Below are 16,153 nucleotides of genomic sequence, written 5' to 3' on the forward strand. Positions count from 1 at the left end.
GTGGATGCGGCAGTGGGCGGGCCCGCGGGCCAGGGGGTGGATGCGGCGCCCCGGGCCGTGCGGCGCCGGTCATCGGCCCACCCTCGTCCCCCGTGCGGCGGCGGCCGCGACGCGCCGCACCGACCGGTCCGCCTCCCGGGCCAGACCGATCACCCCGGCCAGCCGCTCCATCGTCTCCGGCACCTCCCAGTCGTCGCGCCGCAGCCCGGCCAGCGCCGTCGCCGGGGCGACCAGCAGGTCGGCGGTGCCGGTCTCCATCGCCCGCACCAGCACGGCCCAGCCCGCCTCCCACCGCTCGCGCTCCGGCCGTGCTCCGACGGCGGCCACCACCGCCTCCAGCGCCGCCTGCCGCAGGTCACCCCGCTCGGGCAGCTCGGCGGCGGCCGGGTCGGCCAGCAGCGACTCCGGGTCCGGCAGGTCCATCCGGTCCAGGTAGGCGAGGAGTTCGAGGCCCGGTCCGTCGCCCACCGCTCCCCGTACGAGCAGCGCCAGCACCTCGCGGGAGACCGAGGCCGCCGTCCCGAACGCCAGCAGGGTCAGCGCGGCGTCCCAGCTCCGGGGCGAGGGCCAGGCCCCGCCGCGCCGCGTCTCGGAACCCGGCAGCCGGTGGATCAGCGTCGGCCGGGCGGCCAGGAAGCCGCAGACCGCACGGCGTGCGAAGGCCACCGCCTCCGCCAGCAGGTCCGGTGCGAGCCGGGGCAGCTCCGCCCGCGGCCAGACACCGCCGAGACCGCGCACCACCACCTCCTGGTCGTGCACCCAGTGCAGGTGCACGAACCGGTTGGCCAGCGGCGGACTCAGCTCCCACCCGTCCGCCGCCGAGGCGCGCGGGTTGGCGGCGGCCACGATCCGTACCCCGGGCGGCAGTTGCAGCGCACCGACCCGCCGCTCCAGGACCACCCTGAGCAGGGCGGCCTGCACGGCCGGGGTGGCGGTGGACAGCTCGTCCAGGAAGAGCAGCCCACGCCCGGCGCGCACGAGTTCCACGGCCCACTGCGGCGGGGCCATCGGCACCCCCTGCACCGCGGGGTCCTCGCCCACGACGGGCAGCCCCGAGAAGTCCGACGGCTCGTGGACACTGGCGATCACGGTGGTCAGCGGCAGGCCGAGGGAGGCGGCGAGCTGGGTCAGGGCCGCGGTCTTGCCGATACCCGGCTCGCCCCAGAGCAGCACGGGCAGGTCCGCGGCCACGGCCAGGGTGAGCGCTTCGAGCTGTTCGTCGGGCCGCGGTTCGGTGGTGGTCGTCCGCAGAAGGGTCAGGAGGTCGTCGGCCAGGGCGAGACGTGTACTCCGGGCGGGCAGGACGGTGCTGATGGTCATGGGCATCACCTGAAGAGGAGAGGGGTGGAAGGGAGCAGGAGCCGGGGCACGGGACAGCCGGCCGCATGCCATGGGTGCGTGCGGCCCGGGTCGGTCCGCCGGGCCGGGGACATGGGTGAAAGCGCCGGTCAGGAGAACAGGCCGGTGCGGGGCCGGGACCGGCTGTTCAGCTTGCGGCGCACCGGTTGCGGGGTACGGCGGGTGAGCCGTGGACGCCGAGCGGCGATCGCCCGCCCGGTGTCGGACACGTACGCGCTGCCCGTGGCACCGGAACTCGGACGGACGGCGGTCAACCCCGAGCGGAAGAGGCCGTGTTCGACGCGGCGGGCCATGGCCGACTCCAGCTCCTCGCGGAGCGGGCCCTCGCGCAGGATCGCGGCAGGTCCGAGCAGTCCCTCGACCACGGCCAGCGCCCCCGCCACGTCACCGTGGACGAGCCGCTCCCGGACCGCGGGCAGCGCCTCCGGGTCGCGGTGCACCTCGTCGATCGCGCGCAGGCAGGGCAGCGGGGGACCGCCGAGCGCCACCAGCAGTTCCTCGCGCCGCAGTTGGGCGGGGTCGTGGTCGACCGCCGTCAGCACCCCGTCCCGCAGGGCGATCCGGTGGTCCTCGCCACGGCACCTGACCCGGTGCGGATCTGCGGGTGGCGCACCGGGGCCGCCCGCGGGCGCCGACGGGTACGCCGCCAGTGCCGCGCCGACGAGCGGATGCAGCCGTCCCACCGGGACGAGCCCCGCGCGCAGCAACTCCACGTCGGGCGGCACCCGTACGGCCGCTTCCGGCAGGACGGGGAGCGCCGCGGCATGATGTGGTGACAGCGCATCCGCAGTCAGGGTCCGGAACGTCGGGACGTGGCTGTCGTCGGGGGCGACCAGTTCGAGCACGGCACGCTTCCGCGGACCGAGCCGTACGGTGAAGGCCCCGCGGGGGAGCCCTTCGGCCCGCAGGAGCAGCTCGGCCTCGGCTGCCCAACTGCCCACTGCATACGGGGAGTTGTCGCTCACCGAAGGGAGCGGGCCGCACCGCGTCCGCAACTCGCCGGCCCGTTCCGCGTCCCAGAGGTGCCGGTGCAGATCGAGCCGGAACCGCCGGTCGGGATGCGGATGCGGATGCGGGTCCGGACGGTGTCCGGCGGCGCCGTTCCACGACCCGTCCCACACGGCCAGGGACAGATACTGTCCCGCGTCCGCGTACGCCGGTGGTGTCCGCACCACCAGCTGCAGCGGCGTACCGCCGCAGTCGTGGTAACGGGCCAGTGAGAGGGTGAGTCCGGGGCGCAGCCGTCCATCGGGGGCGACCCGGGGCATGTGCCAGCGCAGCAGATCCGGCGCCAGCCGACGCAGATCGGCCCGCAGGAGGTTGGCGGTAAGGGTGCCGTGGCGGTCGCGCACGGCGCGCAGATCGAGGTCGACGTAGACACGGGCGGCGGCGCAGGCCCCCGCCCAGTCGCCGGCGGCACGGCGTGCGGCCGCTTTCTCGATCATGGACGGTGGCACGGCGTACTCGCGTACGCGCTGCCACATCGACAGGTGGGGCGGAATCCCGTTCGCGAAGTGAGGTGCCATCAGCACTCACCTTGCGCGAATGATTCCCCCGTTCCGAAAGAGGAGGTGTTCTTCATCCCGCGCATCGTAACCACGCCCGGGAAGGCCTGTCACTCCCTTTCCGACCAGCCCTCGTGGACCGGTGCGGCGCCCTCCTGACCTGCGTACCCTGTCCTGGTGTCGAATCCCCGCCTGCGCCGTGTCGCCGTCCTGGTGCTGGAGGGCGCCAAGCCGCTCGACGTCGGCATCCCGGCCCAGGTGTTCAGTACGCGGGCGAGCATGCCGTACGAGGTGCGGCTGTGCGGTGCGGCGCCCGGCCTGGTGACCGGCGGCGACGGCCTCTCGTACCACGTCGCCGACGGCCCGGACGCGCTCGCGTGGGCCGACATCGTGTTCATCCCCGGCTACCGGTTCCCGGGTCGGGACGATCCGCCGCCCGCCGTCGTCGACGCGCTCCGCACCGCCCACCACCGGGGCGCGCGGCTGGCGGCCATCTCGACGGGTGCCTTCGCGCTCGCCGCGACGGGCCTGCTCGACGGGAGGCGCGCCACGACGCACTGGCACTACACGCGGGCGCTGGCGGCCCGGCACCCGCAGGTGCGGGTCGACGAGAACGTGCTGTTCGTCGACGAGGGCAGCGTCCTGACCTCGGCGGGCGCCGCCTCCGGCATCGACCTGTGCCTGCACATCCTGCGCGGCGACCTGGGGGTGGCCGCTTCCAACCACGCGGCCCGGCGCCTGGTCGCGGCCCCCTACCGCAGCGGGGGCCAGGCACAGTACGTACCGCGCAGCGTGCCGGAGCCGCTCGGCGAGCAGTTCGCCGCCACCCGGCAGTGGGCCCTGCACCGCCTCGGCGAGCGGCTCACCCTCGACCTGCTGGCGCGTCAGGCCGCGGTCTCCCCGCGCACCTTCTCGCGGCGCTTCGTGCAGGAGACGGGGTACACGCCGATGCAGTGGGTCATGCGGGCCCGCGTCGACCTGGCCCGCGAACTGCTGGAGCGGTCGCAGCGCAGCGTCGAGCAGATCGCCGCCGACGTCGGTCTGGGCACGGGCGCGAACCTGCGCACCCACTTCCAGCGCATCCTGGGCACCACACCCAGCGAGTACCGGCGCACCTTCACCCCGGGCGAGTGACGCCGCAGGCCGGGACGGGGCAGGCCTGGAACACCTGGTACGCCCGGCACGCGTGGCGCGATCCTTTTGAACCGTGGCGATCGCGCCACTGTCAGCCGAGCTCCCCGCGAGCGAGCCTGGTGGCGAACCGAAAGGACACCACTCATGACTCGCATCGCCATCAACGGATTCGGCCGCATCGGGCGCAACGTGCTGAGGGCGCTGATCGAACGCGACAGCACGCTCGACGTGGTCGCCGTCAACGACCTCACCGAACCAGCCACGCTCGCGCGGCTGCTCGCGTACGACACCACGGCCGGGCGGCTGGGCCGCCCGGTGACCGTCGAGGGGGACACGCTCGTCGTGGACGGCCGCCGCATCCAGGTGCTCGCCGAGCGCGAGCCCGCGCAGCTGCCGTGGGCCGACCTCGGGGTGGACGTCGTCGTCGAGGCCACCGGCCGCTTCACGTCGGCCAAGGCCGCGGGCGCCCACCTCGACGCGGGCGCGAAGCGGGTGCTCGTCAGCGCGCCGTCCGACGGCGCCGACGTCACGCTGGCCTTCGGGGTCAACACCGACGCCTACGACCCGGCCCTGCACCGGATCGTCTCCTGCGCCTCGTGCACGACGAACGCGCTGGCTCCGCTGGCCGGGGTGCTCGACGACCTCGCGGGCATCGAGCACGCCTTCATGACGACGGTGCACGCCTACACGCAGGAGCAGAACCTGCAGGACGGGCCGCACCGCGACGCCCGCCGTGCCCGGGCCGCGGCGGTCAACATCGTGCCGACGACGACGGGCGCCGCCAAGGCGATCGGCCTCGTGCTGCCGAAGCTGGACGGGAAACTGTCGGGCGACTCGATCCGCGTACCGGTCCCGGTGGGGTCCATCGTCGAACTGAACTCGACCGTGGCCCGTGACGTCACCCGCGACGACGTGCTGGCGGCCTACCGCGCCGCGGCCGACGGACCGCTCGCGGGCGTCCTCGAATACTCGGACTTCCCGCTGGTGTCCTCCGACATCGTGGGCAACCCCGCCTCGTCGATCTTCGACTCGGCCCTCACCCGCGTCGACGGCCGCCATGTGAAGGTGGTCGCCTGGTACGACAACGAATGGGGCTTCTCCCACCGCGTGGTCGACACGCTCGAATTCCTCGCCACCCGCTGAGCGTCCGCCCGCTGACCGCCTGCACGCGACCCGCGGTCCGCCCGCGACCCGCCGGCCGTCCGGGGGCCGGCGGGTCCGCGATCCGCGCATCCGCGATCCGCCGTGGCCCGTGCCGCCGCTCCGATAACATGATCGAACTCATGGGCGATCATACTGGTCACCTCTCCTTCACTAGAAGCACTAGAAGCTTCACCAGAAGTACGTGTCGTCTAGCGCGAAGGGTGAGCCGTACGACCACCATCTAACAAAGCGGCCGGGCATTGAAATCTAGAGAATCGCGGGTCCCCCCGCGGACGACCTCCACAGAAGAATCGGCGCTGACGCGCAACAGACGGCTGTTGTGGGCCGCGGCGGGTGTCACGCTCCTCGCCTTCCTCGTCGTTCTGGAGATCGTCGCGCAGGGCTACGGCGAACACGGGCCGATCCTCAACCTGTCGCGCGAGGTGATCTTCGCGCCCCATTCCGGGCCGCTGCTGTACGCCGGTCTCGCCCTGATGATGGTGGTGCTCACCTGGCGCGAGCGGTTCGTCGCGGCGGGCGCCGCCGTCGGCATCGACGTCGTCCTGTGGCTGGTGCGGTGGGCGGCCGGCGCCGAGATGAACTTCGGCAACGGCGCGCTGTGGGTGCTCATCGGCTGCGCGGTCCTCGCGCTGACCCGCCGCACGGGCCCGGACCGCGCCCTGCTGCTCAAGGGCACCGGGCTCGGCCTGTTGCTGATAGGCGGCCACAAGACGGGCGACGCCTGGCTGCTCATCACGTCGAAGACGCGCCCGGACGTCCTCGACCCGTACGTGGCGGTCGCCGACCACGCGCTCGGTGACCCGTCGTGGCTCGTGGGCCGGGTGGTCGAGGCGACCGACCCGGTCGGCGGCCACCTCCTCGGCGCCGTCTACGGCCAGCTCCCGCTGGCGGCGGCCGTGTTCGCGCTGTACCAGCTGCGGCACGTGGCGGTCGAACGCCGCTTCCCGAGCCACCACCTGGTGCGCACCTTCCTGGTCATCGGCCTGCTCGGCCCCGCCATCTACATGATCTTCCCGGTGGCCGGACCCGTCTACGCCTACGGTCCCGACGGCGGCCCGTGGGCGGCGGCCGACCTGTGGCCGCACACGCTGCCGCCGATCACCGCCCCGCACCCCATACCGTTCGACGAGATCACCCCGCGCAACTGCATGCCCAGCCTGCACACGGCCTGGACCACCGCGATCTTCCTCCATTCCCGCAAGGGCTCGCGCCCCCTGCGGTACGCGGGCACCTTCTGGCTGGCCGGCACGCTCACCGCGACCCTGGGATTCGGCTACCACTACGGCGCGGACCTCATCGCCGGTGTGGTGTTCGCGCTCACCATCGACGCGGGGATGCGCGCACTGGGCCGCGGCTGGGACGGCACGGCGACCCGTCTGGTCGCGTACGGCACGGCGGTGTTCACCGCGCTCCTGCTGGCGTACCGCTTCCTGCCGATGCAGCTGGCCGCCCACCCGTGGGTGTCCGGGCCGCTCCTCGTGCTGGCGATGGTGTCGGTGATCCTCGCCTACGTACGTGCCATGAGGCTCTGGGAGCCGAAGCCGGTCCCCGCGCCCCGGCAGGAGGGGGACGCGCTCCCGCAGGAGCCGAGACCGGCGGTCTCACCTCTTGAGAACCATGTTTGACATTAGCTGACCTTATGAACGATAAAGGACATGCTTTGGCCATCTAATGATGTTCCGTGGTGGCCGTCCCCTCTGATCGAATGAGTCCGCCGTGTCCCAGTCCAGCCCCTCCCCGGCCTCCGACCACCCCGGGGAGGAGTGGAACGCCTGGCGGGCCGGGCGCCACCGCTCGCTGACCTCGCCCACCGGGAACCTCGCCCTCGTCGAGACCCGCTGGCTGCCGGCCGGTGAGGAGGCCGACGCCGGGGCCGCCCGCGAGGGACAGCCGGACAGCGTGCGGGTCACCACGCTGCGGCGCACCGACCTCGTCACCGGCGAACCCGAGCACGGGCTGCGCTTCTGGGACGCCGACGCGCCCGCGATCCGTCACTTCGAGGGGGTCAGCGCCTTCCCGTACGACCCCGCGTGGGTCCTCGAAGCGGCCTACACCCCCGTGCCCGGCGCCCGCCGCGTCGCCTTCGAGCACCTGCGGGACAACGGCGGCACCCGCGAGCTGGTCGTCCCGGGCGACATCACGCTCACCGTCGACGGCCGTGAGTACACCCTCAGCGCGTTCGACGACGACGGCACCCTGCTCCTCGTCTTCGGCGACCCCACCAACGGGGACACCACCTACGGCGCCGGCCGTTTCCTGTTCGTACGGCGCACCGAGGACGACAACCGGGTGGTCCTCGACTTCAACCGGGCCTTCGTACCGCCCTGCGGATTCTCCGATCAGTACAACTGTCCTATGCCGCCGCGGCAGAACCGCTTCCACCTGGCCGTCGAGGCCGGCGAGAAGCTCCCCCTCTTCCGCGACGGCTTCCCGGCCCGGCACTGATCACCTCCACCGCATCCCGCGGCACACCGCAGCGAAGGCACCGAGAACCATGAGCAAGAACAGCAAGACCAAGGCGTCCCTCTACGGCACCGCCACCGTGACCGTCCTCGCCCTCGGCCTCACCGCCTGCGGCGGCTCGGGCGGCGGAAGCTCCTCCTCCGGCGGCACCTGGGACAAGAACGCCACCGTGAACATCGGCTCCCTCTACGAGCCGCAGAACCTCGACAACACCGCGGGCGGCGGCCAGGGCGTCACCGAGGCCCTCAACGGCAACGTCTACGAGGGCCTCTTCAGGCTCACCGACGACGGCGAGGTGGAGAACCTCCTCGCCCAGGACCACGAGGTGAGCAAGGACGGCCTCACCTACACCTTCACCCTGCGCGACGGCGTGAAGTTCCACAGCGGCAAGGAACTGACCAGCGCCGACGTCAAGTACAGCCTGGAGAAGGTGATCGCGGACGACTCGCAGTCCGCCCGCAAGAGCAACCTGGAAGTCAAGGACATCGCCACCCCCGACGCGAGGACCGTGAAGGTCACCCTGTCGAAGAAGTCGATCTCCTTCGTCTACAACCTCTCCTACGTCTGGATCATCAACTCCGAGGCGAAGGACCTCAAGACGACCGAGGACGGCACCGGACCGTACAAGCTCGCCAAGTGGACCCGCGGCTCCGCGCTGAGCCTGGACCGCTTCACCGGCTACTGGGGCGACGCCGCCGCCAACAAGAAGGTCGTCTTCCACTACTACAAGGACGCCACCGCGCTGAACAACGCGCTGCTGACCGACGCCGTCGACGTGGTCACCAGCGAGCAGTCGCCGGACGCCCTGGAGCAGTTCAAGAGCAACAAGAACTACAAGGTCAACGACGGCGACTCCACCACCAAGCTGCTGCTCGCCTTCAACGACAAGGCCAAGCCCTTCACGGACGTCAAGGTCCGCCAGGCCGTCTCCGCCGCCATCGACGACAAGAAGCTCCTGGAGTCCGTCTGGGGCGGCTACGGCAAGCTCATCGGCTCGATGGTGCCCCCGACCGATCCCTGGTACGAGGACCTCACCGACGTCAACGCCTACGACGTCACCAAGGCGAAGAAGCTGCTCTCGGAGGCCGGCTACGCCAAGGGCTTCTCCTTCACCCTCGACACCCCGAACTACGACCCGCACCCCACGGCCGCGACCTTCATCAAGTCGCAGCTCGCCAAGGTCGGCATCACCGTCAAGATCAACACGATCACGCCGGACGAGTGGTACACGAAGGTCTACAAGAACCACGACTTCACGGCCACGCTCCAGGAGCACGTCAACGACCGCGACCTGGTCTGGTACGGCAACCCCGACTTCTACTGGGGCTACGACGACAAGCAGGTCACCCAGTGGGTCGAGCAGGCCGAGCAGGCCGCCACGACCGAGGAGCAGACCGAGCTGCTGAAGAAGGTCAACCGCAAGACCGCCGAGGACGCGGCCAGCGACTGGCTCTACCTCTACCCGCAGATCGTCGTCGCGAGCAGCAAGCTCTCCGGCTACCCGCTCAACGGCCTCAACTCGCAGTTCTACGCCTACGACATCAAGAAGAAGGGCTGATGGGGCGCTACCTCCTGCGCCGCCTCGCGTTCCTCCTGGTGTCGCTGGCCCTGGCGAGCGTGGTGCTCTTCGTCCTGCTGCGCCTGCTCCCCGGCGACCCGGCCAACGCGCTCACCTCGGTGGGCGCGAGCCCGGAGCAGATCGCCGCGGCCCGCCACTCCATCGGCTCCGACCGGCCGCTGCCCGAGCAGTTCACCCACTGGCTCGGGCAGCTGGCGAGCGGCGACCTCGGCACGTCCTTCGTCAGCTCGCTCCCGGTCGGCCCCGAGGTCACCGCCCGCCTGAACGTCACGGTCCCGCTGACGCTCGCCGCGTTCGTCCTGGCCGTCCTCGTCGCCGTACCGGTCGGCTTCGTGGCCGCGTACAAGCGCCGCACCTGGTACGGGGCGCTGCTCAGCGGGGTCTCCCAGCTGGGCATCGCCGTCCCGGTGTTCTGGCTCGGCATGATCCTCATCGCCGTGTTCGCCCTCAACGCCGGCTGGCTGCCCTCCGGCGGCTTCCCGCAGGACGGCTGGGACGCMCCCGCCGAAGCCGTCCGCTCCCTGGTCCTGCCGGTGGTCACCATCGCGCTCGTGATGGGCGCCTCCCTGATCCGGTACGTCCGCTCCGCCACCCTCGACGTCCTCGGCAGCGACTATCTGCGGACCGCCCGGGCCCTCGGCGCGTCCTTCCCGCGGGCCATGTGGCGGCACGGGCTGCGCAACGCCTCCGTCCCCGTGATCTCCATCCTCGGGATCGAACTCGCCTCGACGCTGCTCGGCGCGGTCGTCGTGGAGTCCGTGTTCGCGCTGCCGGGCCTGGGATCGCTGCTCGCCACCGGCATCGCCCAGCACGACTACCCGGTCGTCCAGGGCGTCCTGTTCGTCTCCACCCTCGCCGTGCTCCTGATCGGCTTCGTCGCCGACCTGGTCCAGCGGATCATCGACCCGCGCCTGCGCGGACGGCTCTCCGGAGGTGCCCGATGACCCTGCCGAGCCCCCCGCTCCAGGAGACGGAGCCCACGCGGTCGACGACGCCGGTCCCGCGCCGCCGCCGTTCCGCCACCCTGCTCGCGGGCTGCGCGCTGACCGCCCTGATCGCGCTGTTCGCCCTCGTCTCGCTGGTCTGGCTGCCCTTCGACGCCGACGACACCTCCGGCGGCCGGCTCGCGGGCCCCGGCGACGGACACCTGCTCGGCACCGACAAGCTGGGCCGCGACCTGTTCACCCAGCTGATGACCGGTTCCCGCATCGCCGTCGAGGCGGGGCTCGGCTCGGTCGCCGTCGCCGCGCTCCTCGGGGTCACCCTCGGGGTGCTCGCCGCGTTCGCGCAAGGGTGGCTCGACGACACCCTCGCCGCGTTCCTCGACATCCTCATCGCCTTCCCGACCCTGCTGCTCGCGATGCTGGTCGTCGCCGCCCGCTCGGCCACCCTCGGCTCCGCGATCCTCGCCATCGGCCTGGCGCAGAGTGCGGTGGTCGCCCGGCTCGTGCGCATCCTCGTCAAGCGGGTCCTGGCGCAGGACTACGTCACGGCCGCGCGGACCTCGGGCACCTCCTGGCCGCGTACCGTCGCCGGGCACGTCCTGCCGAACATCTGGCCCACCCTCGTGGTCAACCTGGCGCTCCAGTTCGGCCTCGCCGTGCTCGCCGAGGCGGGCCTGTCCTACCTGGGCCTCGGCGCACCGCCGCCCAACGCCTCCTGGGGCCGCATGCTCCAGGAGGCCCAGGCCACCTTCACCACCGCCCCCGCGGGCGCGCTGGCCCCCGGCATCCTGCTGGTGGTGCTCGTCATCGGGGTCAACCTCATCGCCGACGGGCTGCGCGACACCCTCGACCCGGCGACCCGCCGGAGGCGGACATGACCCTCCACGACACCCCCCGCGGCCCCCTCCTCGACGTCCGCGGCCTGACCGTGCGCACCGACGACGGGCGCGTCCTCGTCGACGACCTGTCCTTCACCGTCGACAGCGGCGAGCGGCTCGGCCTGATCGGCGAGTCCGGCTCCGGCAAGTCCCTCACCACCCTTGCCGTGCTGGGCCTGCTGCCCGACGGCATGACCGCCACCGGCAGCGTCGAACTGGCGGGCACGCAGATCATCGGCACCCCCGAGAAGCGCCTGACCGCCGTACGCGGCCGGGACGCGGCCGTGGTCTTCCAGGAGCCCCTGACCGCCCTCGACCCGCTGATGCGCATGGGCCGCCAGATCGCCGAGCCGCTGGCCCGCAGGACCGGCCTCAGGGGACGGGACCTGCGCAACGCCGTCACCGAGGCCCTCGTACGGGTACGGCTGCCCGAACCCGACCGCATCGCCCGTGCCTTCCCGCACGAGATCTCCGGCGGCCAGCGCCAGCGCGTCGCCCTCGCCATGGCGCTGGCCTGCGATCCGGGCCTGCTCATCGCCGACGAGCCCACCACCGCGCTCGACGTGTCCGTGCAGGCCGAGATGCTGGACCTGCTCGACACCCTCGTCCGCGAGCGGGAGATGGCCGTGCTGTTCGTCAGCCACGACCTCGCCGTGGTCGCCCGGGTGACCGACCGGGTCCTGGTGATGAAGGACGGCCGGGCCGTCGAGGAGGGCCCCGTCCTGGACGTCGTCACCGCACCGCGGGCCGCGTACACCAAGGCGCTCGTCACCGGCGCCCGGAAACTGGAGTCCGCCCTGGACCTGAGGAGCCCGCGATGACGCCCGTACCGGAGCCGAAGGACGCGCCGGAGCCCGGCGGCGCGCCGGGGCCGACGCCCGTACTGGAGCTGACCGACGTGGCCGTGCGCTACCGCGGCGCCGACACCGACGTCGTGCGGGGGGTGTCCCTCGCCGTCGAGCCGGGACGGTCGCTGGCGCTCGTCGGCGAGTCGGGAGCAGGCAAGACCACCCTCCTGCGGCTGCTGCTGGGCCTCGCCCGTCCCACGGCCGGCACCGTCCGCTTCGACGGCGAGCCGCTCGCCCCGCGCGACCGGCAGCAGATGCGCCGCTTCCGGCGCGGCGTCCAGTGCGTGTTCCAGGACCCGTACTCCTCCCTCGACCCGAGCCGCCGCGTCGCCGCGATCGTCGCGGAACCGCTGCGCTCCCTGGGCCTCGACAGCCGCACGAGCGCCGCACCGAAGGTGGCCGCCGCGCTGGAACGGGTCGGTCTGCCGGCGGACGCGGGCTCCCGCTACCCGCACGAGTTCTCCGGCGGTCAGCGCCAGCGCATCGCGATCGCCCGCGCCATCGTGTGCGACCCGCGCGTCCTGCTCGCCGACGAACCCGTCAGCGCGCTCGACGTCACCACCCGGGTCAAGGTCGTCGACCTGCTGGCCGAGCTGAAGGAGGAACGGCGGCTGACCCTCGTCATGGTCTCCCACGACCTGTCGGTCGTCGCCTCCCTGTGCGAGCGCACGGCGGTGCTGGAGCGCGGCCGGCTGGTCGAGCAGGGCGACACCGACCAGGTACTGGGCGACCCGGCCCATCCGTACACGCGGCGCCTGATCGACAGCGTGCCGCGGCTGCCGGTCTGAGCGGGACACGATGACGGACGCGAACGGGCCGGGCGAGCCGCCCGTGCGTACCGGACTCAGCTACGGCACCCCGGGCGCGACCCGGCCCGGCGAACTCCTCTGGGACGTGGACACGCCCGGGTTCCGGCGCTTCGAACGGACCGTCGTGATCGGCCGCGGCGAGGACGCCTGGCGCACCGCGGCCGACGCGGTGATGCACTGGGAGGTCAAACGGCGCAGCGGCTTCGCGGTCGTCGCCGAGGACGGGGACGGGGACGCGTCCGCCGCGTCCGGCCCGTCCGTCCCGTCCGGCGACCCGTCGGCCGCCCCCTCCGCCGCGGACCTGCGCATCGGCGACGACGAGCTGCGCGCGAGCGTCGAGCCGAACCAGCTGCGGCTGATGGACGAGCGCGGCATCGACCTGACGGTCTTCTCGCCGCGCGCCTCGTTCATGGCCCACCACGTCGGGGACTTCGCGACCTCCGCCGCCTGGGCCGCGCTCTGCAACGAACTCTGCTTCCGGGTCGCCGCGCTGTACCCGGAACGGTTCGCACCGGCCGCGATGCTTCCGCAGTCGCCGGGCGTCGACCCCGCCACCTGCGTCCCCGAACTCACCCGCTGCGTCGAGGAGTACGGCGCCGTCGCGGTGAACCTGAMCCCCGACCCCTCCGGCGGCCACTGGACGGCCCCGCCGCTCACCGACCGCTCCTGGTACCCGCTCTACGAGAAGCTGGTGGAGTACGACGTACCGGCGATGATCCACGTCAGCACGAGCGTCAACCCGGCCTTCCACACCACCGGCGCGCACTACCTCAACGCCGACACCACGGCGTTCATGCAGCTGGTCCAGGGCGACCTGTTCGCGGACTTCCCCACCCTGCGCCTCGTCATCCCGCACGGCGGCGGCGCGGTGCCCTACCACTGGGGCCGCTTCCGGGGCCTGGCGATGGCGCTGGGCAAACCGCCGCTGGAGGAGCACGTCCTCGGCAACGTCTGGTTCGACACCTGCGTCTACCACCAGGCCGGCTCGGACCTCCTGTACGAGGTGATCCCGGCCCGCAACATCCTCTTCGCCTCGGAGATGATCGGCGCGGTCCGCGACGTCGACCCGTGCACGGGCCACCACTTCGACGACACCCGCCGCTACGCCGAGGCCGCCGCGCTGTCCGCGGACGACCTGGCGGCGGTCCAGGAGCACAACGCCCGTGCGGTGTACCCGCGCCTGGACGCCCTCCTGAAGCGACAGGGGCGGTGAGGCGACCGATGACCTCCCCCTCCCCCTCCCCCAAGACCCCCGGCTGGCTGGACTGGTACCGGGAGCCGTCCGCGCCCGCGTTCCGGCTGCCGCCCGGGACCGTCGACGCGCACTGCCACGTCTTCGGCCCACAGGCCGAATTCCCCTTCGCGCCCGAGCGCAAGTACACGCCCTGCGACGGCGGCAAGGAGGACCTGTTCGCGCTCCGCGACCACTTGGGCGTCGCCCGCAACGTCATCGTGCAGGCCACCTGCCACGGCGCCGACAACAGCGCCATGGCCGACGCCGTCCGGTCGGCCGGCGGCCGGGCGCGCGGCATCGCGACGGTCCGCCCCGACGTCGCGCGGAGCGAGCTGCTGGCGCTGGACGCGGCGGGCGTGCGCGGGGTCCGCTTCAACTTCGTACGCCGTCTGGTGGACACCTCGCCCGCCGACGACCTGCTCACCATCGCGCGTAAGGTCGCCCCGCTGGGCTGGCACGTCGTCCTCTACTTCGAGAGCGCCGACCTGCCCGAGCTGGAGGGCTTCTTCGGCTCGCTGCCGGTGCCGCTGGTGGTGGACCACATGGGGCGGCCGGACGTGACGCGGCCGGTGGACGGCCCGCAGTTCACCCGCTTCCTGCGGTTCGTGGCGGACAACGACGTGTGGGTGAAGGTCAGTTGCCCCGAGCGGCTGAGCGTGACGGGACCCGCCGCGCTGGACGGCGAACGGCACGCCTACACCGACGTCGTCCCCTTCGGCCGCCGGGTCGTGGAGGAGTTCCCCGACCGGGTGCTGTGGGGCACCGACTGGCCGCACCCCAACCTCACCGACCACATGCCGGACGACGGCCTCCTCGTCGACCACATCCCGCACGTGGCGGTCACGGCCGAGCAGCGGCACAAACTCCTGGTCGCCAACCCGATGGGCCTGTACTGGCCCGGCGAGGACTTCTGACATGCAGCACTCCAACGCGCTGAACCGGCTGGACAGGCTCCCCGTCTCCCGGTTCCACAAGGTCACCCTGCTCGCCGTCGCCTTCGCGTACTTCTTCGAGTTCGCGGACATCAACAGCTTCGCCACCACCGCACCGAAACTGATCAAGCTGTGGGGCCTGACCGTCGACCAGGTCGCCTACGTCACCTCGCTCTCCTTCGTCGGCATGTTCGTCGGCGCGATCGTCGCCGGGTCCATCGCCGACCGGTGGGGCCGCAAACGGGCCCTGCTGTGGACGACGCTGTTCTTCGGCCTCTCCTCGCTCGCGGCCGTGTTCTCCTGGGACCTGCTCTCGCTCGGCGTGTTCCGCGTCCTGACCTCGGCCGGGCTGTCGGCGATGACCGTCGTGGGCGTCGTCTACGTCAACGAGATGTACCCGTCGGCGATCCGCGGCAAGTACCAGGCGTACGCCATCGCCATCGGCATCTGCGGCACGCCCGTCACCAACCTCATCGCCAGCGCGGTCGTCCCGCTCAACGACTGGTCGTGGCGGCTGGTCTACCTGTGGGGTTCGCTAGGCATCCTGCTCGTCCTCTTCGCCCGCCACCTCAAGGAGTCGCCGCGCTGGCTGGAGAGCCGGGGCGAGCACGCGGCGGCCGACGCGGTCCTGACGGAGATCGAGACGGCCGTGGCGGCGGAGAAGGGGCCGCTGCCCGAGCCCGCGCCGCCGGTCGCCGAGGCGCCGTCGGCGAAGGCGCCGCTGCGGCTGCTCCTGCAGAAGAAGTACCTGTTCCCGACGCTGCTGCTGTCCGTGCTGTGGATGACGCAGACCATCGGCTTCTTCGGCTATTCGAGCTGGGCGCCGACGCTGCTGGCCAAGGAGGGCTTCAGTGTCGAGAAGTCCGTCTTCTACGTGGCGCTGACCACGGTCGGAGCGCCGCTCGGCTGCTATCTCGCGTCGCTCGTCACCGACCGGTTCGAGCGCAAGTGGTGCCTGGTGGCCTTCGGCACGGTGATCGCGGTGTGCGGGCTGCTGTACGGGCTCACCTTCGACCCGGTGCTCATCATCGTGTTCGGCTTCCTGGTGAACCTCTTCGAGCGCGGCTACACGGCGCTGGCGTACGCGTACTCGCCCGAGCTCTTCGACACGCGGAGCCGGTCGCTGGGCACGAGCGTGTCCTACGGGCTGGGGCGGCTGTCCAACGCCGCGGGGCCGCTGATCGTGGCGGCGCTGTACACCGGGCAGGGGTACCGGGCCGTCTTCTACTTCATCGCGGGGACGTGGATGGTGGGGGCGGTGGCGCTGGCGCTGTTCGGAGCGCGGACGCGGTCCGAACAGCGCC

Annotated in this window: 14 protein-coding genes; 12 read left to right on the plus strand and 2 right to left on the minus strand. The window is 72.2% G+C overall.

Annotated elements, in window-relative coordinates; genetic code table 11:
- Positions 1-69 precede the first annotated feature (69 nt).
- Both FGF04_RS35625 and FGF04_RS35630 read right to left on the minus strand, forming a co-directional pair.
- Positions 70-1,320, minus strand: a complete 1,251-nt coding sequence (locus tag FGF04_RS35625; protein WP_149515528.1) for an AAA family ATPase — start codon at positions 1,318-1,320, stop codon at positions 70-72.
- 128 nt (positions 1,321-1,448) lie between these two features.
- Entirely contained in the window at positions 1,449-2,885 is a 1,437-nt protein-coding gene (locus FGF04_RS35630; RefSeq protein WP_149515529.1) for a hypothetical protein, read from the minus strand.
- A 156-nt stretch (positions 2,886-3,041) separates the two neighbouring features.
- On the opposite strand from FGF04_RS35630, the gene FGF04_RS35635 reads away from it, so the two are divergent.
- The 12 genes from FGF04_RS35635 to FGF04_RS35690 form a co-directional block, all read left to right on the plus strand.
- Positions 3,042-3,998 (plus strand): GlxA family transcriptional regulator, encoded by a 957-nt coding sequence (locus tag FGF04_RS35635; RefSeq protein WP_149515530.1) that lies wholly within the window; start codon positions 3,042-3,044, stop codon positions 3,996-3,998.
- A 144-nt stretch (positions 3,999-4,142) separates the two neighbouring features.
- Positions 4,143-5,141 carry a type I glyceraldehyde-3-phosphate dehydrogenase gene (gap, locus tag FGF04_RS35640; RefSeq protein WP_149515531.1) on the plus strand — a complete coding sequence of 333 codons (999 nt, stop codon included), beginning with the start codon at positions 4,143-4,145 and terminating at the stop codon, positions 5,139-5,141.
- Between the two features lie 335 nt (positions 5,142-5,476).
- Positions 5,477-6,787: a phosphatase PAP2 family protein gene (locus FGF04_RS35645; RefSeq protein WP_149515542.1), complete on the plus strand. Its 1,311-nt coding sequence runs from the start codon at positions 5,477-5,479 to the stop codon at positions 6,785-6,787.
- Between the two features lie 91 nt (positions 6,788-6,878).
- On the plus strand, positions 6,879-7,607 hold the full coding sequence (locus tag FGF04_RS35650; protein ID WP_149515532.1) for a DUF1684 domain-containing protein: 729 nt from the start codon (positions 6,879-6,881) through the stop codon (positions 7,605-7,607).
- A gap of 49 nt (positions 7,608-7,656) precedes the next feature.
- Complete coding sequence (locus FGF04_RS35655; protein ID WP_149515533.1) at positions 7,657-9,183, plus strand: ABC transporter substrate-binding protein; 1,527 nt, start codon at positions 7,657-7,659, stop codon at positions 9,181-9,183.
- Positions 9,183-10,148, plus strand: a complete 966-nt coding sequence (locus FGF04_RS35660; protein ID WP_149515534.1) for an ABC transporter permease — start codon at positions 9,183-9,185, stop codon at positions 10,146-10,148. The genes FGF04_RS35655 and FGF04_RS35660 overlap by 1 nt, the downstream gene beginning before the upstream one ends.
- Positions 10,145-11,026, plus strand: coding sequence for an ABC transporter permease (locus FGF04_RS35665; RefSeq protein WP_149515535.1), 882 nt, complete (start codon positions 10,145-10,147; stop codon positions 11,024-11,026). Before FGF04_RS35660 ends, FGF04_RS35665 begins: the two co-directional genes overlap by 4 nt.
- A complete protein-coding gene (locus tag FGF04_RS35670) occupies positions 11,023-11,847 on the plus strand; it encodes an ATP-binding cassette domain-containing protein (RefSeq protein WP_149515536.1) in 825 nt (274 codons plus the stop codon). The genes FGF04_RS35665 and FGF04_RS35670 overlap by 4 nt, the downstream gene beginning before the upstream one ends.
- A complete protein-coding gene (locus tag FGF04_RS35675; RefSeq protein WP_149515537.1) occupies positions 11,844-12,662 on the plus strand; it encodes an ABC transporter ATP-binding protein in 819 nt (272 codons plus the stop codon). The genes FGF04_RS35670 and FGF04_RS35675 overlap by 4 nt, the downstream gene beginning before the upstream one ends.
- Positions 12,663-12,672: 10 nt before the next feature.
- On the plus strand, positions 12,673-13,896 hold the full coding sequence (locus FGF04_RS35680; RefSeq protein WP_149515538.1) for a DUF1990 family protein: 1,224 nt from the start codon (positions 12,673-12,675) through the stop codon (positions 13,894-13,896).
- A gap of 8 nt (positions 13,897-13,904) precedes the next feature.
- A complete protein-coding gene (locus tag FGF04_RS35685; protein WP_149515539.1) occupies positions 13,905-14,831 on the plus strand; it encodes an amidohydrolase family protein in 927 nt (308 codons plus the stop codon).
- A 1-nt stretch (position 14,832) separates the two neighbouring features.
- Positions 14,833-16,153: MFS transporter (locus tag FGF04_RS35690; RefSeq protein ID WP_149515540.1), on the plus strand; the 1,321-nt coding region annotated here is incomplete at its 3' end.

The organism is Streptomyces apricus (genome assembly GCF_008369065.1).
GTDB classification, from domain to species: Bacteria; Actinomycetota; Actinomycetes; order Streptomycetales; family Streptomycetaceae; genus Streptomyces; species Streptomyces apricus.

Coding starts and splice junctions, on each gene's coding strand:
- FGF04_RS35625 (WP_149515528.1), bottom strand. CDS start 1,320: ATGACCATCAGCACCGTCCTGCCCGCCCGGAGTACACGTCTCGCCCTG.
- FGF04_RS35630 (WP_149515529.1), bottom strand. CDS start 2,885: ATGGCACCTCACTTCGCGAACGGGATTCCGCCCCACCTGTCGATGTGG.
- gap (WP_149515531.1), top strand. CDS start 4,143: ATGACTCGCATCGCCATCAACGGATTCGGCCGCATCGGGCGCAACGTG.
- FGF04_RS35655 (WP_149515533.1), top strand. CDS start 7,657: ATGAGCAAGAACAGCAAGACCAAGGCGTCCCTCTACGGCACCGCCACC.
- FGF04_RS35665 (WP_149515535.1), top strand. CDS start 10,145: ATGACCCTGCCGAGCCCCCCGCTCCAGGAGACGGAGCCCACGCGGTCG.
- FGF04_RS35670 (WP_149515536.1), top strand. CDS start 11,023: ATGACCCTCCACGACACCCCCCGCGGCCCCCTCCTCGACGTCCGCGGC.
- FGF04_RS35675 (WP_149515537.1), top strand. CDS start 11,844: ATGACGCCCGTACCGGAGCCGAAGGACGCGCCGGAGCCCGGCGGCGCG.
- FGF04_RS35685 (WP_149515539.1), top strand. CDS start 13,905: ATGACCTCCCCCTCCCCCTCCCCCAAGACCCCCGGCTGGCTGGACTGG.